This is a genomic window from Burkholderia sp. WP9 (assembly GCF_900104795.1).
Taxonomy (GTDB): Bacteria; Pseudomonadota; Gammaproteobacteria; order Burkholderiales; family Burkholderiaceae; genus Paraburkholderia.
This window is the reverse complement of sequence record NZ_FNTG01000002.1, coordinates 3,221,836-3,236,066: the sequence shown is the minus strand read 5'-3', so window position 1 is coordinate 3,236,066 and position 14,231 is coordinate 3,221,836. Positions and strand designations below refer to the sequence as shown.

Below are 14,231 nucleotides of genomic sequence, written 5' to 3'. Positions count from 1 at the left end.
TGATCAGGCGGATTTTCAGGCAGTGGACAACCGCCTGGGCGCGGTTCGATGCAAGCATGGAAGCACCGCGCGGCGTCGAACGGATTATACCGTTCAACGCCGCGGGCCAATCGCGGGCGAAAGACGCGCCGGCCGCGTCCCGAGGGTTGCCGCGAAACTCAGCGCGCTCCCGCCGCATAGAAACTCGCCAGATCACGTTTGAGCGTATGCAACGCCGCGTCGTCGAGGTAGATCATGTGGCCGGTCGGATAGTAAGCGATTCGCACGTTGGCGCGCAGCGGCCCGTCCACGCCCAGATGCGCGAGCGCGTATTCGGTTGCGTAAAACGGTGTGGCCAGATCGAAATAGCCGTTCAGCGACATCACGCGCAACTGGGGATTTTGCCGCATCGCTTCGGCCAGATCGCCCGCCGCATAGGGCACCGGCAAATGTTCACCCCACCATTCGCGATGCTTCCAGTCCCATTGCGTCAGCGCTTCGTCGTTGAAGACGCGGTAACGGTCGGCCGGCGTAAAGTGCAGGTCCTGAGCGAAATGCTGGTGCAGGGCCGCGTCGAAGGCACTCGACACGCTGCTCACCGAAGCATCGTAATCGGGACGCTCGGACACGCTGTCGAAGTCGATTCCTTCGAAGCGCGCGTCGTACCGGCCGACGCTGCGCGCCTCGTCGCGCAGCAGTTCAGTGCGATAACGCGACGGATAAAGACGCAGGCGGCTACGCTTCACATAGGCGGCGTCGAGCCCCGTGAACTGCGCGACGCGCGCGGCGATCGCATCGCGCTCGGCGTCGGGCAGCGCGTCGCCTTGCGCGAGCGCTTGCGCATACGGCCCACGCGCGAACGTGCGGGCTTCGTCGAGAAAGGCCGGCAGACTGGCCGGCTTCGGCACGATCTTGTCGTGATACCAGGCAATGGCCGCGAAGCTCGGCAGATAGCTTTCGCTCCTGAAGTCGGCGCCCGCCGAGAATGCGGCGGAATCGAGCACGGACGACATCAGGATCACGCCATTGAGCGCGATATTGTCCTGCCCCAACTGATACGCCAGCATCGCGGCGCGCGCGGTGCCATACGATTCGCCCAGCAGATATTTCGGCGAATTCCAGCGCTGGTTTACCGTCAGGTATCGGTCGATGAATTGCGAAAACGCGTCCAGGTCTTTATCCACGCCCCAGAAGTCTTTGCCCGTGCCGTGGCCGACCACCCTCGACAGACCGGCGCCGACCGCATCGATAAATACCAGGTCGGTGGTGTCGAGCAGGCTGTCGGGATTGTCGGCGAGCGTGTACGGCGCGGGTGGCGTGATGGCGGGACTCGCGGTACGCGCGCGCTTCGGCCCGAACGAGCCGATCATCAGAAATACGCTGCCGGCGCCCGGTCCACCGTTGAAGAGAAACGTGACCGGCCGCGTTGCCGGTGTTTTGCCGGCGACGGTGTAGGCGACATAGAACACGCTCGCATTGGCCTGCCCGGTCTTGTCGCGCAGCAACAGATTGCCGGCGGCGGCCGTGTAGTCGATCTTGCGGCCGTCGAGCCGGATGGAATGCTGCGTCACCGACGCGGTTTCCGGCGGCACCGGAATCGGCGCCGACTCCGCTTTCGCATTGCGCTGCGCCGTGCTGCCAGACGCGTCGCTCTGAGTCGGTTCAGGCGCGCGTGGCTGGCGAGTGCCGCGCACCGCGCCCGCATGCGGATCGCCGAGCGGTTGGGCGTTCGCCTCGCCGCGTTGAGTCGGCTTGCCGCTCACAACGCGCGGCGAATCCGGCGAGTCCTGTGCGCCTCGCGCGGACGCCGCGGTTTCCGCGCTCGCGGCGGCATCCGGTGATGCGTCCGGTTCAGCCGCCGCACACACCGTGCTGAATGCGGCGAGCATGACGAGCACGAGCGCCATCGCCACGAGAGCGGCTGCCATCGACCCTGCCATGAGGGATCGGCGTAACGAGAGGGTGAAGCGAAGGCCCATGGGGTTCCCGACAGTGAGTCGATATGCGCCGGCGTCCGGAATGTCCTAGCTTAAGACGAAGTCGGCGCTCGATTTTTGACGCGGCCTTTGGCGGCGTCAATCGAAAACTGCCGAGGACACCCATTGCTCCCAAGACGCATCGCTTCGTTACGTGATTCGAAAAGCAACCGACACGTTATAGAAAGGCTCAACGAACCGGCAATGCACGGACGAAAGCGGCAATCCGCTCGCAGGCATCGATCAGGCACGCTTCGTCGACAACGAAACCCAGCCGCACGAAACCATTCGCGGTCTCTCCGAAGGCGCTCGCGTCGAGCACCGACACGCCTTGTGCGCGAAACAGCTGCCAGGTGAAGTCGACCGTATCGAGGCCGGTGCCGCTCACGTCGACCATCATGAACATGCCGGCTTCGGGCAACACGCAGCGCAAACCCGGTACGCGCTGTAAACGCTCGAACACCACGTCGCGCCGGCGGCGATAAATCTCCCGCATCTCGGCGGCGATCCGCGCTTTGTCCTGCAAGGCCGTCAACGCCGCCTGCTGGATGAATCCGGGCAAGCCATACAGCATGGCGAGGGCGAGCCGCCCCATATGCTCGATCAGCTCCGCCGGACCGATCGCCCAGCCTACGCGCCAGCCGGCCATGGCATGCGATTTCGACAGACTGCCGAGCGTCACGGTGCGCTCCGCCATGCCGGGCAGCGCCGCAATACTCACGTGTTCCCGCTCGAAAGTCAGCTCGGCGTAGACCTCGTCGGACAGCACCCACAGATCATGCCGGCACGCGAGCCGCGCGATCCGTTCGAGATCGGCGCGCGGCATGACCACGCCGGTCGGATTGCACGGCGTGGCGAAGAAGATGGCTTTGGTGCGCGACGTGACGGCCGCCTCGAGCGCATCGCAATCGACATGAAAGGCCCGCGCCCGATCGACCGGGACCGTGACGAGCGTGGCGCCGGCCGCGCGCACGCAGGCCTCGTAGGTCAGATACATGGGCTCGGGGACGATCACCTCGTCGCCCGCTTCCAGCAGGCACAGCGATGCCGCGAACACGCCGTTCTGCGCACCCGCGGTCAGGATCACATTGGCGGCGCTCACGGCGCAGCCGGTCGTGCGCGCGTGTTCTTCGGCAATCGCCGCGCGAACCGGTTCGCGGCCGGAGACAGCGCTGTAGTGCGTATCGCCGCCGCGCAAGGCCTCGACCGCGCGCTCGACGATCGGCGCCGGCGTCGCGAAATCCGGGTCGCCAACGCTCAGGACGATAACGTCCTCACCATTGGCCGCTGCCTGTTGTGCGACCCGGTGAATTTCCCACGCGGACGTGCGCCTGCCCTGCAAACGCTCGACCAGATTCGAGTACTTCATTACCCTGCCCCGTTGCCCATGGACTCGCCAATGTAAAGGGGCACGCATGAAACGTCCAGATACGAAAAAACGCCACGCGAAGCCTTGGCCTCGCGTGGCGCTTCAACCCAACCCCTTACGGCGGGGCGTGGCGCTCAAACCTGGCGGCGCAATTCCGCCGGAGGCACCTTCATCAGATGCCGGTATTTGGCCACCGTGCGGCGCGCCACCAGCACGCCCTGATCCGCGAGCATCTTGGCGAGCGTCACGTCCGAAAGCGGATCACGGGTATTTTCCGCGGCGATCATTTCCTTGAGCAACGCACGCACGGCGGCGGCGGAACAGGTGCCACCGCTTTCGGTGCCGAGTTCGCGCGGGAAGAAATGCTTGAACTCGAAAATGCCGCGCGGCGTGGCCATATATTTGTTGCCCGTGGCCCGCGAGATGGTGGATTCGTGCAGTCCGAGTTCATCGGCGACATCGCGCAAAACCATGGGCTTGAGTGCGATTTCGCCGTACTGGAAGAAGGCCTTCTGATGCGCGACGATGCATTCCGCCACGCGTTGAATCGTATCGAACCGTTGTTGGGCGTTGCGGATCAGCCAGCGCGCTTCCTGTAATTGCTGTGCGAGCGGCGAGCGGCTTGCACCGGCCGATTGCGCGAACAGCTCCGCGTACATGCGATGGATCCGCGCGCGCGGCTGCACGGCCGGATTGATCGCCACGACCCATTTGTTGCGCACCTGGCGCACGATCACATCCGGCACCACGTAGTTGTCTTCGGTGCGGCCGTAGGAGTTGCCCGGCTTCGGATCGAGCTTGCGCACCAGAGCGCAGGCAATCCGCAGTTCTTCCGCGCTGCAGCCGATCTGCTTCTGCAGTTCAGCCTGTTCGCGGCGTGCGAGCCGTTCCAGATGATGCTCGACGATTTGCCGAGCCACTTCGCGCCCCGGCGTATCGGCCGGCAACGCATTCACCTGCAGCGACAGGCATTCCGACAGGGTGCGTGCGCCGAGGCCAGGACGGTCGAGCGATTGCACGAGACGCAGCGCTACCAGCAACTCGTCTTCGGTCAATTCAGGTTCGAGATCGACGCTGTCGGCGAGATCGGAGAGTTCCTGGCGCAGATAGCCGTCGTCGTCGAGCGCCTCGATAATGAAGCGAGCCACGGCGCGGTCACGGTCGTCGAGCCGATAGAGGCGCAGCGAGTCGTGCAACTGCTCGCGCAAGGTCGGCTGGGACCGGGCCCACTCCGCCGGATCGCTGCTGTCTGAATCGCCGTTCTGGCGCGTCGAACTGCGGCTGCTGTAATCGCCCGAAAAGTCGCCGGGCATGTCGTCCTGGCCCGCACTTTCCAGCGTGTCGTTGCCACCTGACTCGGACGGCAGAGAATCCGGCTCGGCGCTGGCTACGGTATCCGTGGCAGGCAGCGCGCCCGAGTCTTCGCCTGACGCGGTCGTGGCGAGCGCAACGTCTTCGGTATCCGACGAGTCGTATTCGAGGAACGGGTTCGTGTCGAGCGCCGTGCGCAACTCCTGCTGGAATTCCAGAGACGACAACTGCAACAGACGCACCGATTGCTGAAGACGCGGCGTGAGTGCGAGAGACTGCCTTGTGCGTAGTTCAATTGAAGGCATTGTAGTGAGGTCCCGTTAATAGCCGAAAATGGTCAGTAGCCTCCTTAGAGCAACTGTCGTACCAGCTCGCGCAACATCCTGTTTTTTCAACGCTTTGCATTTTCAGGCCCGCCAATTGCGCAGGCGGCCGGACGCCATTTTTACAAGCCCCCGGCAAATTCGGGTTCCTGCTTGCGCACCGCGTTCAAGGCCGCTCCAGCCCTTAATTGCGCCCTATTCTTCAGCCTAAAGCCGCGTGCCATAACGGATTTCCTTCACTGCCCGCCTTCGCTCAGGCTGCCGGGCACAACGCTTGCGAATGAGCACTATGTGGACGGACGACGGTCTGTGCACGCGAACGCGGCAGCGAATTCGCATGCACAGACTGTCGCCCAGTGTCGATAACGGGCCCTGACGGAACCGTAGCGGCAACGACCCCACGCGTGTCATCGGCGGTTTCGGCCGCGATCGACCGCAGGCAACAAGACCGCAATTTTCATCAACACCCGAAGGAGAAACCATGAAGACGATCCAATTTCTGAAGACCGCAGGTAGCATTGCTTGTATCGCATTCGCACTGAACGCTACGGCGCAGACCAGCGCGTCGGCTCCGTCGGCTTCGTCCGAAACCATCGGCGAACACGTCGACGACGGCACCATCACCACCAAAGCCAAGGCTGACCTGCTGGCCGCGAAGAACGTCAAGTCGACACACATTCACGTGAAGACGCGCAAGGGCGTGGTGTGGCTCACGGGTTCGGTGCCTTCGTCTGACGACAAGGCGGCAGCCGAGGAAGTCGTCAAGGCCGTGAAGGGTGTGTCGAGCGTGAAGAACCATCTGAAGATCGCCGCTGAGTAAGAGCGAACGATCTGAACGGGAAGCGCTGGCTTCGGTTAGCGCTTCCCGTTGCTCAAGCAGAAGGAAAGACAAAAGCCGTCCGATAATGCGACGGCTTTTTTGCGGGCAGACGGTTCTTGTTGCGAGCCGAACTTTTACGGCGACCGGCGGCGGCTCAACCTCACCTGCCGAACTATTGAGCTACTGAGCCGCCGCAAAAAACCAGCGCCGTTTCCAGCGCCAGTTCGTTCACCCAGATTTAACGCCGTGCAGCTGCGTATTGATCGCGCAGATCACGCACGCGATCATGGTTCTGCAATACGCCCTGATACTGCCGCTCGACCAGCGCACGCACATCCGCCGGCAATTCCTTTTCCAGCGCGTCGTGGTAGCGCTTCTTCGCGACGTCCTCGCCCTTCTCACATTCGGCCAGAATGTCGTGATCGCTGCGATCGGTCACTGCCGACTTCACGTCGACCCAGCCGCGATGCAGCGCGCCGCTCATGCTGCCGCCCGTTTCGGGTTTGCCGCCGAGCGCCTGAACCGCATCCTGCAACTCACGCGCGCCACGCGTGCAGTCTTCGGCGCGCGAAAGAAACAGCGTTTTCAGTTGAGCATCGTGAGCGTCTTCTGCTGCTTTGCGAAAGCCCTTCTCGCCATCCTTCGACGTTTCGACCAGATCGTTCAGCACGGAAACAACGTTCGTAGCCATTCAATACCTCCAAGGGTTTCGTTAGTCATGAATCCGCCACCGGACACGTCACGCTATTACCAGCGCTCGCAATCCAGCTGCGGGGTTCGTTGATCTATCCGCATGATGCGTGCCCGGCGCACATCGCAGCGGATGGCCCTGGCAACACGTTGGCTAACACTTCCAATCTTGCCAATCCGCGTAGATTATTCCCGCCCCACTACTACGCGGAGCACCGCAAAGCCGCGCCCGGCGTGCTTTCGGCCAATGGCACGGTGGTTGCTTAATAAGCTCGCCCGCAGCATGCCGTGCAGTGCAATGACCCACTGCAAGACGTGCCGATGAATTGAAAACAATGGGCAGGCAACAACGACAGGGAGCATCCACCATGAAGATCAGGAGCACGGAATGTCTGGTCGCCGTCGCGATCATCACCTCGGCGACCGTGATGCAGATTCGCGAACATATGCAACCGCGTGAAGCGGCATCCCCGAGCGCGCAAGTCGCGTCGCCCTCGTGCGGGGCGACGCACGATGGCCCCGTGCCAGCCGCTTGCGAGCCGACGAGGAATGACCACCAAACGGACCGCACAACCCGGCGCCCACGCAGCGCTCCGCAAATCTGGGTCTGAGCGGATCTTTGCAGGACGGCTCCGGCCGTCTACGTGCCTGATGGAGTGAACACGACGCCCACAAGAAAACGGTCCGACCTGAGAGTCGGACCGTTTGGCTAAACACCCTGGCTGAGCACCGCGTCAAACCTCACGTCGGCGAGCCAGTCGAAGAGAAGCGTGAACTCAAGCCTCTTTACCTACGCGTGATTTTCCCGAAACTCGTTGAGCGGCACAGGTTTCTTCAAAGGATCGAAGTCCGCCCAACGCCCTTGCTGCCAGCGTCCGCTCGCCCGCTCGATCGCAACGCCGCCAGCTTCGCGCAGCACGCGCGCGGCGTCGAACTGGTTGTCCGGCGACACATGCACCGCGACCAGCACGCCGGAATCACGCGTTTCCTCGTGAAATGGCGATCGGTGGCCAGCCTGGCCGCCCTCGCGCGTGCGTGCCATCGCCCCGACCAGCGAGCCCACGTAAGCGCCGACGCCCGCCGCGATCAACGACACGATGACCGGCGCCGAAAACGCCGCGAAGATCGCCACTCCAACCACGGCGCCGGCTACCGCGCCGATGGTGACACCCAGGCCGGCGCCTTTGGGCGCACCTTTCGCGCCGGCGTCCGTACCGGTATCGCCGCCAATCGGATAACGCGCATGCTGTCCGCGCGGATTCACGAAAAACAGCGTGACATCTTCTTCGACGAACCCTGCATTGAAGAGCTTTTGCGCCGCATCTTCAGCGGCGGGAAACGTCGTGAAACGTGCTGCGACGATGAGTGACATGAGGCCTCCTTGCATCGTTGAATGGCGATTGCGGACTCAGCCGCCGCGGCTCGCTGCGCCATTCGGCGCGCTCGAGCGGCGACATGCGCGGGCACTATGCCGCGGTGCCGCGATCCGGTTCCATGCCTTCCACTCTGAACAGTCCACTATGCAACACTACGCCTTCTCCGTTGTTCTGGTCGAGCGCTTCCGCGCAGACCGAACGGATGCGGTGACGGCCTTTGTCGAAGGCCGACATGAGCGTTGCTTCGAGCGCGGAATCGGCGCCGAAATGGTCCTCGAGCGCTTCCGCGGTAATCGCGCACACAACCGCTTCGCCGTCCACCCGCGCCAGAAAACGCACGGTCAGATTCGCTCCGTCGAAGTCCGGCTTGTCGTCGGAAAAAGTGATCTGCATAAGGGAATCCTCATAGGCCGGCCGAGGCAGGATCGCGTTCATGACGAACCCTTCATTGCGCCGGCGAGTTGCTGCGCCATCGCGAGATGATGTTGGATGGTCGGCAACGCGTGCATTGCCGCTGCCTTGAGCTGTGAGTCGGTGCCGCTCGTGCTTTCCTGCTGGAACAGGTCGACCGCGCGCTGATGCGCTTCCACGCCAATCTGCTCGACGTACGCCTGATCGAACTCCTTGCCCTTGAGCGTCTGCAATTTGCCCACCAGCGCGGAATCCGCTGAAGGCGTCGCAGTAAAGCCCTTTTTCGACACGAGCGCCGCCATGCCATGCGAGAGTTTTGTGTGATCCGCAATCATCTGCTGGGCGAACTTCTTCACGTGCGGGTCGCTGGAGTTTTTCAGCGCGATCCTGCTGGCAGCGATTTCGGTGGCGTCGGACTTCGAGGCATCCTGAACGAATTGCTGGTCCGCAGGCGAGAGCTTCGTGCCGCTGACGGGCGCCGCACTGGCCGGCGCGTCGCTGGCTTGCGCATAGACCGCGCCGATGGACGCCGCGCTCAAACTTAGCGCGACCGTCATCGCTTGTAGGGGATACCGGAATTTCATGCATTTTCTCCCTGTTCGACGGATACCGCGAAGCGGACCCGGCGGGACGAAGCGCGCCACTCGCTCGATCGGCACGCCTGGCTCGCCACCCGCCTATGCCGCCTTGCGCGCGGACAGCTGCCCAATCAGCGCCCGGTTGAAAGCCGGCAGATCATCAGGCTTGCGGCTGCTGATCAGATTGCCGTCCTCGACCACTTCCTTGTCCACCCACGTACCGCCCGCGTTGCGAATGTCGTCCTGCAGGCTCGGCCAGCTCGTGAGCGTACGTCCCTTGATGATTCCCGCCGACACCGGCAGCCACCCGCCATGGCAGATCACCGCGATCGGTTTCTTCGCGCTGTCGGCTGCCTTGACGAAGGCCTGCGCTTGCGGCAGCACACGGATTGCATCCCCGTTCACCACGCCGCCGGGTAACACCACGGCGTCGTAGTCGTCAGCGCTTGCCTTGTCGAAAGTCAGATCGACCTCGACGGCATCACCCTTGTCCACGTGCTTGAAACCTTGAATCTTGCCGGGCTTGGCGGAAATGACGTGCACCGTCGCACCCGCTTCCGCGAGCGCTCGTTGCGGCTCGGTCAATTCGGCCTGTTCGAAACCATCTACCGCGAGTACCGCCACCTTGTAGCCATTCAGCTTGCCAGCCATGCGTGCTCTCCTTCATTCAGTGCCGGGGCCGCGTCTCGCGCGGCTTGTCCGCTTTATGAGTAGTCAATCAGCAATAGACGTGCCTGTGCGGCGGGCCGCCGCAGGCGCCTTCATGCCAATGCCTTGTCTGTTCAATCCCTGCGTTATCCAACCTTGCCTGCCGATGCCGTTAAAGACCGTGGGGATCGTCGTCGAGGCCATCATCGTCGTTGGCGAGCGGATCGATGATCCGGTCGGGTTCGATATCGCTATCCGGCACGAGCGTCGAATCACCGTCCGCCGCGGCACGCTCGCCCGTGCCGGCGCGATCCGTGTCGCTGCCGAGTTCCGAGTCGCCGGTTTCGAGTGCGTGGTTGTCCAGTTCCGAATCCACGTCGAATTCATGACGCTTCGCGCCGGCGACATCGCTGCCGCTATCGGACGAATCACTCGGACCGAGCGCACCTGTCGTGGCGGAGGTTTGTTTGACGACCTGTTGCGGCTCGTCATCAGGATTAAGTGTGCTGCTCATGGCGCTCTCCTTCGTTCGGTTAATCGGTACCCGTATCGAGTGGGCGCAAGGACCGTTCCGCTGTTTCACGAAGCAACCGCGACCCGGCACGCAAAAGCCCACGCCGCGCGTTAGGCACTGCCTTTGCTTGACGCAGTCATCGGCGCGAAACGCGCCTCCTGCTTGAAACTTCTACCTGCGACGATGGCTGCCACGACCACCCCGATTCAAAGCCGCGCTGAACGTACAGACCGCATGGACGACGAGCGCGCAAAACCACCCGCTGCTGCCGACATGCCGCCGGGCTTGCGCCATGCCGACGACGCGAAACCCGGCATCACGCGCAAGCGCGAGAACGGCGGATTCGCGTACTTCGACGTGGCGGGCAAACGCATCGACGACGAGGACGAAATCAAACGCATCAACGCGCTCGCGATTCCGCCCGCTTATGAAAATGTCTGGATCTGCCCGGACGCGCGTGGGCACATTCAGGCAACCGGCCGCGATGCGCGCGGCCGCAAGCAGTACCGCTATCACCCGCGCTGGCGTGAAACGCGCGACGCCGACAAATATGAACGTATGGCCGAGTTCGGCCGCGCGTTGCCGAAGATTCGCGCGCGAGTCGCGCGCGATCTGAATCTGCCGGGCATGCCGCGCGACAAGGTCATCGCCGCGATCGTGCAATTGCTCGACACGACGCTGATCCGGATCGGCAGTGTCGAATATGCGCGGGACAATCAGTCATACGGATTGACGACGCTGCGCAAGAAACACGTGAAGATCGAGGCCGGCCGGTTGCGTTTCAAGTTCCGGGGCAAGAGCGGCATTGAACACGACGTGACGGTCAACAATCCACGTATCAAGCGCATCGTGCGGCGTTGCGCTGAATTGCCGGGCCACGACCTGTTTCAGTATCTCGACGACGATGGCGCCCGCCGCACCGTCGGCTCCGCCGACATCAACGATTACTTACGCCGTGCGAGCGGCGCGGACTTCACCGCCAAGGACTACCGCACGTGGGCCGGCAGCGTCTACGCGTTAGCCGCGCTGCGGCGGCTCATCTGCAGCAGCGCGGCGGAAGCGCGCCGGCACGTCGTGGCGACCGTCAAGGACGTGGCCACGCTACTGCGCAATACGCCGGCCGTGTGCAAGCGCTGCTACATCCACCCCGCGGTGATCAGCGCATTCGAAGCAGACGAATTGCAAAATCTCGCGCCGGGTCAAACGCGGCGTGGGCTGAAAGTCGACGAGGTGGCGTTTGCCGCGCTCCTCGCGCACGCCGAAAAACGAGCGGCGAAGCTCGCGCGCCAGGCGGGCGCGAAAGGTCGCAGGGCGCGGGAGTCGGTGGTGACGGAGAGCATCGACACGTCGCTCACGAGTTTGCTGAAAAAATCGCGAAAGGTGCGCAAGGCAGCGGCAGCGAAGACCGATGCGAAGGCCGGCGTGCAAGCGGCCTGAAGAGCAAGTGCGACGAAGTCTGGCGGCATCGCCGCCTTCGAATGCGCATCCGTGCGCGCGCTTCGCCAATCCGGACGAAATAATTTCAAACAAGTCAGCACGCTTTACGCGGTGTTCGAAACGCTCGCAGATGGTTTGCGCAATGCAGACACGCTCTCGAACACAACACGTCTCTGCTGCGCCGCATGTGCCTCTCTCGAAGATCGAAGGAACGCCCGTTGCTCAAGCTTCAACATACCCACCTTGTAGAGGAGTCACATCATGATCAACCAGACACAAACGCAAGCAGGGCTGCGTCAGGGCGAAGGCGCCCGAATCGTCGGCAAAGGCAGCGCGACTGCGGACGGTCCCGGGCCGGACGTAATGGCCGCCGCCACGCTCGATGGCAATAAGGTGCTCAGCAGCGACGGCGAGGATATCGGCAAAATCAAGGACATCATGCTCGACGTCAATTCGGGGCGCGTCGCGTATGCGGTGCTTTCGAGTGGCGGCTTTCTCGGCATTGGCGACAAGCTGCTCGCCATTCCATGGCATGCATTGACGCTGGATACCGAGCAAAAATGCTTCGTGCTGAACATGACCGCCGAACGCGTGAAAAACGCACCTGGCTTCGACAAGGACCACTGGCCGGCGATGGCGGATCAGACATGGGCCACGTCCGTGCATCAGTACTACGGCAGTGAACCCTACTGGGGCCGCGACCGTTACGATCGCCGCGACGACTACGGTGTCGACGACATTCCGCCCGCGTCGTCCGATGCGCCGGAAGCAGGCGGCCTGAAGTTGTAAAGCACGCTCACGGCGGCGCATGCGTCTATCCAGTCGCGGCGCCCGCGCCGATGCGCCGGCATGCCGCCTTTGCGGCAGCCGGCGCATTTCACTTTGAGCGGGCCGTTGCGAGCCACCAAAGCCGCGCAGAAGCGCGCGCACATGCCGATAAGGAGCCTCTGCCATGGTCACCCGAAAAACCACGAGCAAATCGAAACGCCCCGTCGCGCGCGGCAAGTCAGGACGGCCACCACGCCAGCGGCACGCCCAGGCCCACGCTGCGCATCGCGCGAAAAGCCCCCAGAAGTGGTCGCATCATGTGATGGAAACCAGTGACGCAATGGACATCCAGCACGACATTTTCAAAACCGGCAGCGCGGAGTCGATCGCGCAATCGCTCAAGCAGTCGTCCACGCGAAGCCGGCGCCGCAAGGGCACACCGTTCCAGTCGGCCATGTCGATGCTGAACTTCTATATCAATCGCGCGGGCAGGAACCTGCCGAAAGCGCGCCGTGATACCTTGCAACAGGCCAAGCGCAAGCTGCGCGAAGCATTCGGACGCGCGCCATGAAAAAGACGCGTCGGCGCGCGTTTCTTCATAAACCGGTCAAGCATGCAGCACCTGCATGCGAGCCCTCACCGGATGCTCATGCACGAAACTTTGTGGTTTCTGATCGTTGGCGGCGTGCTCGTTTTCATGGGTCTCGCGGCAACGACACTCCGGCGGCTGCCCATCAGCGCCGCCATGTTTTACCTCGCGATCGGCTACGTCCTCGGGCCGCCCGGTATCGGGCTATTGCGTCTGGACATGATCGCGGACGCGCATCTGCTGCGCATTTTCACTGAAGTCGCGCTACTGGTCTCCCTGTTTGCCATTGGCCTGCGCTTGCGTCTAGGCATGCTGGAAAAGCTCTGGACCGTGCCGCTGCGGCTCGGCTTCCTTGCCATGCTGGCGACCATTCCGCTGCTGACGCTCTTCGGCGTGTACGTGCTGCATCTGGGTTGGGGGCCGGCCTTGCTGCTCGCGGCGATACTCGCGCCAACCGACCCGGTGCTCGCCCACGATGTGCAAGTGCACAATCCAGGCGACCTCGATTTGCTGCGCTTCGCGCTCTCGGGCGAAGGCGGTCTGAACGACGGCATCGCACTGCCCTTCGCGCTGCTCGGTCTGGCGCTGTGCGCCGCGCCCTCCGCTGAAGCGGGTGACCTGCTGAACCTGAAGCTCGCGGGCAGCGTTGTGTGGGGCGTGGCGGGGGCGCTCGCCATTGGCGGCGTGCTCGGCTGGGCCACGACGCACGCGGTGGCGTGGCTGCGCACGCGCCACGCGCAAGCGCTCGGGCTCGAAGGTTTCTTCGCGCTCGGCCTGATCGAACTGTGTTTCGGCGTCGCGCAACTCGCGCAAACCTATGGTTTTCTGGCCGTGTTCGCGGCCGGCGTCGCGATGCGCCGCGTCGAACACCGCGCGAGCGGCGGCATGTCGGCTCGCAAGGCAATCGGCACCGTCGATTCCGAAGACGTCGAAGCGACCGCGGCGAATCCAAGCAAAGCGCATGCGTTCATGACGGAGTCGGTGCTCGGTTTCACGATCGAACTCGAGCGCATCGCCGAAGTCGCCGTCATGGCAATGGTCGGCAACGTACTCGCCACGATGACCGCACCGCTCTTCACCTGGCAAACCGTGTCGCTCACCGTTGCGCTATTCGTGCTGGTGCGGCCGGTGTCGGTGGAATTGTCTCTGCTGGGCTCGAGTGCAACGCCGACCCAACGGCGGCTGATGAGCTGGTTCGGCATACGCGGCATCGGCTCGTTTTACTACCTCGCGTACGCGCTTGAAAACGGCAGCGCGGCCAACGTCGCGCCGCTCGTGCCGCTCACGCTCGCCGTGATCGCGGCATCTGTCGTCGTCCATGGCGTCTCGGCGACACCGTTGATGAACTGGTATCACCGGCTGCGCAGTCGTGAAGGCTAGCCACGATCATTGAACTGCGTGAATTCCCGATGCTTTCCATTGGCATGCGCGGGCGCGCCTGT

14 protein-coding genes are annotated in these 14,231 nt (G+C 63.2%); 5 read left to right on the top strand and 9 right to left on the bottom strand.

Annotated features, from left to right (window positions below; all coding sequences use genetic code 11):
- Positions 1–158: 158 nt before the first annotated feature.
- The 3 genes from BLW71_RS35575 to BLW71_RS35565 all read right to left on the bottom strand — a co-directional run bounded on the left by BLW71_RS35575 (position 159) and on the right by BLW71_RS35565 (position 4,940).
- The gene (locus tag BLW71_RS35575) at positions 159–1,958 is read right to left on the bottom strand and encodes a S10 family peptidase (protein ID WP_091808035.1); all 1,800 of its coding nucleotides are present in this window, start codon (positions 1,956–1,958) and stop codon (positions 159–161) included.
- A gap of 187 nt (positions 1,959–2,145) precedes the next feature.
- On the bottom strand, positions 2,146–3,324 hold the full coding sequence (locus BLW71_RS35570; protein WP_091808033.1) for a pyridoxal phosphate-dependent aminotransferase: 1,179 nt from the start codon (positions 3,322–3,324) through the stop codon (positions 2,146–2,148).
- Positions 3,325–3,458: 134 nt separating this feature from the next.
- Positions 3,459–4,940, bottom strand: a complete 1,482-nt coding sequence (locus BLW71_RS35565) for an RNA polymerase factor sigma-54 (RefSeq protein ID WP_091808031.1) — start codon at positions 4,938–4,940, stop codon at positions 3,459–3,461.
- A gap of 499 nt (positions 4,941–5,439) precedes the next feature.
- Between BLW71_RS35565 and BLW71_RS35560 the strand changes: the two genes are divergently transcribed.
- Positions 5,440–5,778: a BON domain-containing protein gene (locus BLW71_RS35560; RefSeq protein WP_091808029.1), complete on the top strand. Its 339-nt coding sequence runs from the start codon at positions 5,440–5,442 to the stop codon at positions 5,776–5,778.
- A 238-nt stretch (positions 5,779–6,016) separates the two neighbouring features.
- Here the strand turns inward: BLW71_RS35560 and BLW71_RS35555 are convergent, their stop codons facing one another.
- The 6 genes from BLW71_RS35555 to BLW71_RS35525 form a co-directional block, all read right to left on the bottom strand.
- Positions 6,017–6,469, bottom strand: a complete 453-nt coding sequence (locus BLW71_RS35555) for a PA2169 family four-helix-bundle protein (RefSeq protein WP_091808027.1) — start codon at positions 6,467–6,469, stop codon at positions 6,017–6,019.
- A 789-nt stretch (positions 6,470–7,258) separates the two neighbouring features.
- Positions 7,259–7,840 (bottom strand): glycine zipper domain-containing protein, encoded by a 582-nt coding sequence (locus BLW71_RS35545; protein ID WP_091808021.1) that lies wholly within the window; start codon positions 7,838–7,840, stop codon positions 7,259–7,261.
- A 94-nt stretch (positions 7,841–7,934) separates the two neighbouring features.
- Positions 7,935–8,279 carry a DUF1488 family protein gene (locus tag BLW71_RS35540; protein ID WP_091808019.1) on the bottom strand — a complete coding sequence of 115 codons (345 nt, stop codon included), beginning with the start codon at positions 8,277–8,279 and terminating at the stop codon, positions 7,935–7,937.
- Positions 8,276–8,839, bottom strand: coding sequence for a DUF4142 domain-containing protein (locus BLW71_RS35535; protein ID WP_091808017.1), 564 nt, complete (start codon positions 8,837–8,839; stop codon positions 8,276–8,278). Before BLW71_RS35535 ends, BLW71_RS35540 begins: the two co-directional genes overlap by 4 nt.
- Positions 8,840–8,932: 93 nt before the next feature.
- Complete coding sequence (locus BLW71_RS35530) at positions 8,933–9,484, bottom strand: type 1 glutamine amidotransferase domain-containing protein (protein WP_091808015.1); 552 nt, start codon at positions 9,482–9,484, stop codon at positions 8,933–8,935.
- A gap of 169 nt (positions 9,485–9,653) precedes the next feature.
- Positions 9,654–9,995 (bottom strand): chemotaxis protein, encoded by a 342-nt coding sequence (locus BLW71_RS35525; RefSeq protein WP_091808013.1) that lies wholly within the window; start codon positions 9,993–9,995, stop codon positions 9,654–9,656.
- A gap of 183 nt (positions 9,996–10,178) precedes the next feature.
- Between BLW71_RS35525 and BLW71_RS35520 the strand changes: the two genes are divergently transcribed.
- From BLW71_RS35520 to BLW71_RS35505, 4 genes are all read left to right on the top strand, one after another.
- A complete protein-coding gene (locus BLW71_RS35520) occupies positions 10,179–11,432 on the top strand; it encodes a DNA topoisomerase IB-related protein (protein WP_091808012.1) in 1,254 nt (417 codons plus the stop codon).
- 261 nt (positions 11,433–11,693) lie between these two features.
- A complete protein-coding gene (locus tag BLW71_RS35515; protein ID WP_091808010.1) occupies positions 11,694–12,221 on the top strand; it encodes a PRC-barrel domain-containing protein in 528 nt (175 codons plus the stop codon).
- Positions 12,222–12,384: 163 nt separating this feature from the next.
- Positions 12,385–12,771, top strand: a complete 387-nt coding sequence (locus BLW71_RS35510) for a DUF3175 domain-containing protein (RefSeq protein WP_091808009.1) — start codon at positions 12,385–12,387, stop codon at positions 12,769–12,771.
- A 78-nt stretch (positions 12,772–12,849) separates the two neighbouring features.
- Positions 12,850–14,169 (top strand): cation:proton antiporter, encoded by a 1,320-nt coding sequence (locus tag BLW71_RS35505; protein ID WP_091809255.1) that lies wholly within the window; start codon positions 12,850–12,852, stop codon positions 14,167–14,169.
- Positions 14,170–14,231 lie beyond the last annotated feature (62 nt).

Coding starts and splice junctions, on each gene's coding strand:
- BLW71_RS35575 (WP_091808035.1), bottom strand. CDS start 1,958: ATGGGCCTTCGCTTCACCCTCTCGTTACGCCGATCCCTCATGGCAGGG.
- BLW71_RS35570 (WP_091808033.1), bottom strand. CDS start 3,324: ATGAAGTACTCGAATCTGGTCGAGCGTTTGCAGGGCAGGCGCACGTCC.
- BLW71_RS35565 (WP_091808031.1), bottom strand. CDS start 4,940: ATGCCTTCAATTGAACTACGCACAAGGCAGTCTCTCGCACTCACGCCG.
- BLW71_RS35560 (WP_091808029.1), top strand. CDS start 5,440: ATGAAGACGATCCAATTTCTGAAGACCGCAGGTAGCATTGCTTGTATC.
- BLW71_RS35555 (WP_091808027.1), bottom strand. CDS start 6,469: ATGGCTACGAACGTTGTTTCCGTGCTGAACGATCTGGTCGAAACGTCG.
- BLW71_RS35545 (WP_091808021.1), bottom strand. CDS start 7,840: ATGTCACTCATCGTCGCAGCACGTTTCACGACGTTTCCCGCCGCTGAA.
- BLW71_RS35540 (WP_091808019.1), bottom strand. CDS start 8,279: ATGAACGCGATCCTGCCTCGGCCGGCCTATGAGGATTCCCTTATGCAG.
- BLW71_RS35535 (WP_091808017.1), bottom strand. CDS start 8,839: ATGAAATTCCGGTATCCCCTACAAGCGATGACGGTCGCGCTAAGTTTG.
- BLW71_RS35530 (WP_091808015.1), bottom strand. CDS start 9,484: ATGGCTGGCAAGCTGAATGGCTACAAGGTGGCGGTACTCGCGGTAGAT.
- BLW71_RS35525 (WP_091808013.1), bottom strand. CDS start 9,995: ATGAGCAGCACACTTAATCCTGATGACGAGCCGCAACAGGTCGTCAAA.
- BLW71_RS35520 (WP_091808012.1), top strand. CDS start 10,179: ATGGCTGCCACGACCACCCCGATTCAAAGCCGCGCTGAACGTACAGAC.
- BLW71_RS35515 (WP_091808010.1), top strand. CDS start 11,694: ATGATCAACCAGACACAAACGCAAGCAGGGCTGCGTCAGGGCGAAGGC.
- BLW71_RS35510 (WP_091808009.1), top strand. CDS start 12,385: ATGGTCACCCGAAAAACCACGAGCAAATCGAAACGCCCCGTCGCGCGC.
- BLW71_RS35505 (WP_091809255.1), top strand. CDS start 12,850: ATGCACGAAACTTTGTGGTTTCTGATCGTTGGCGGCGTGCTCGTTTTC.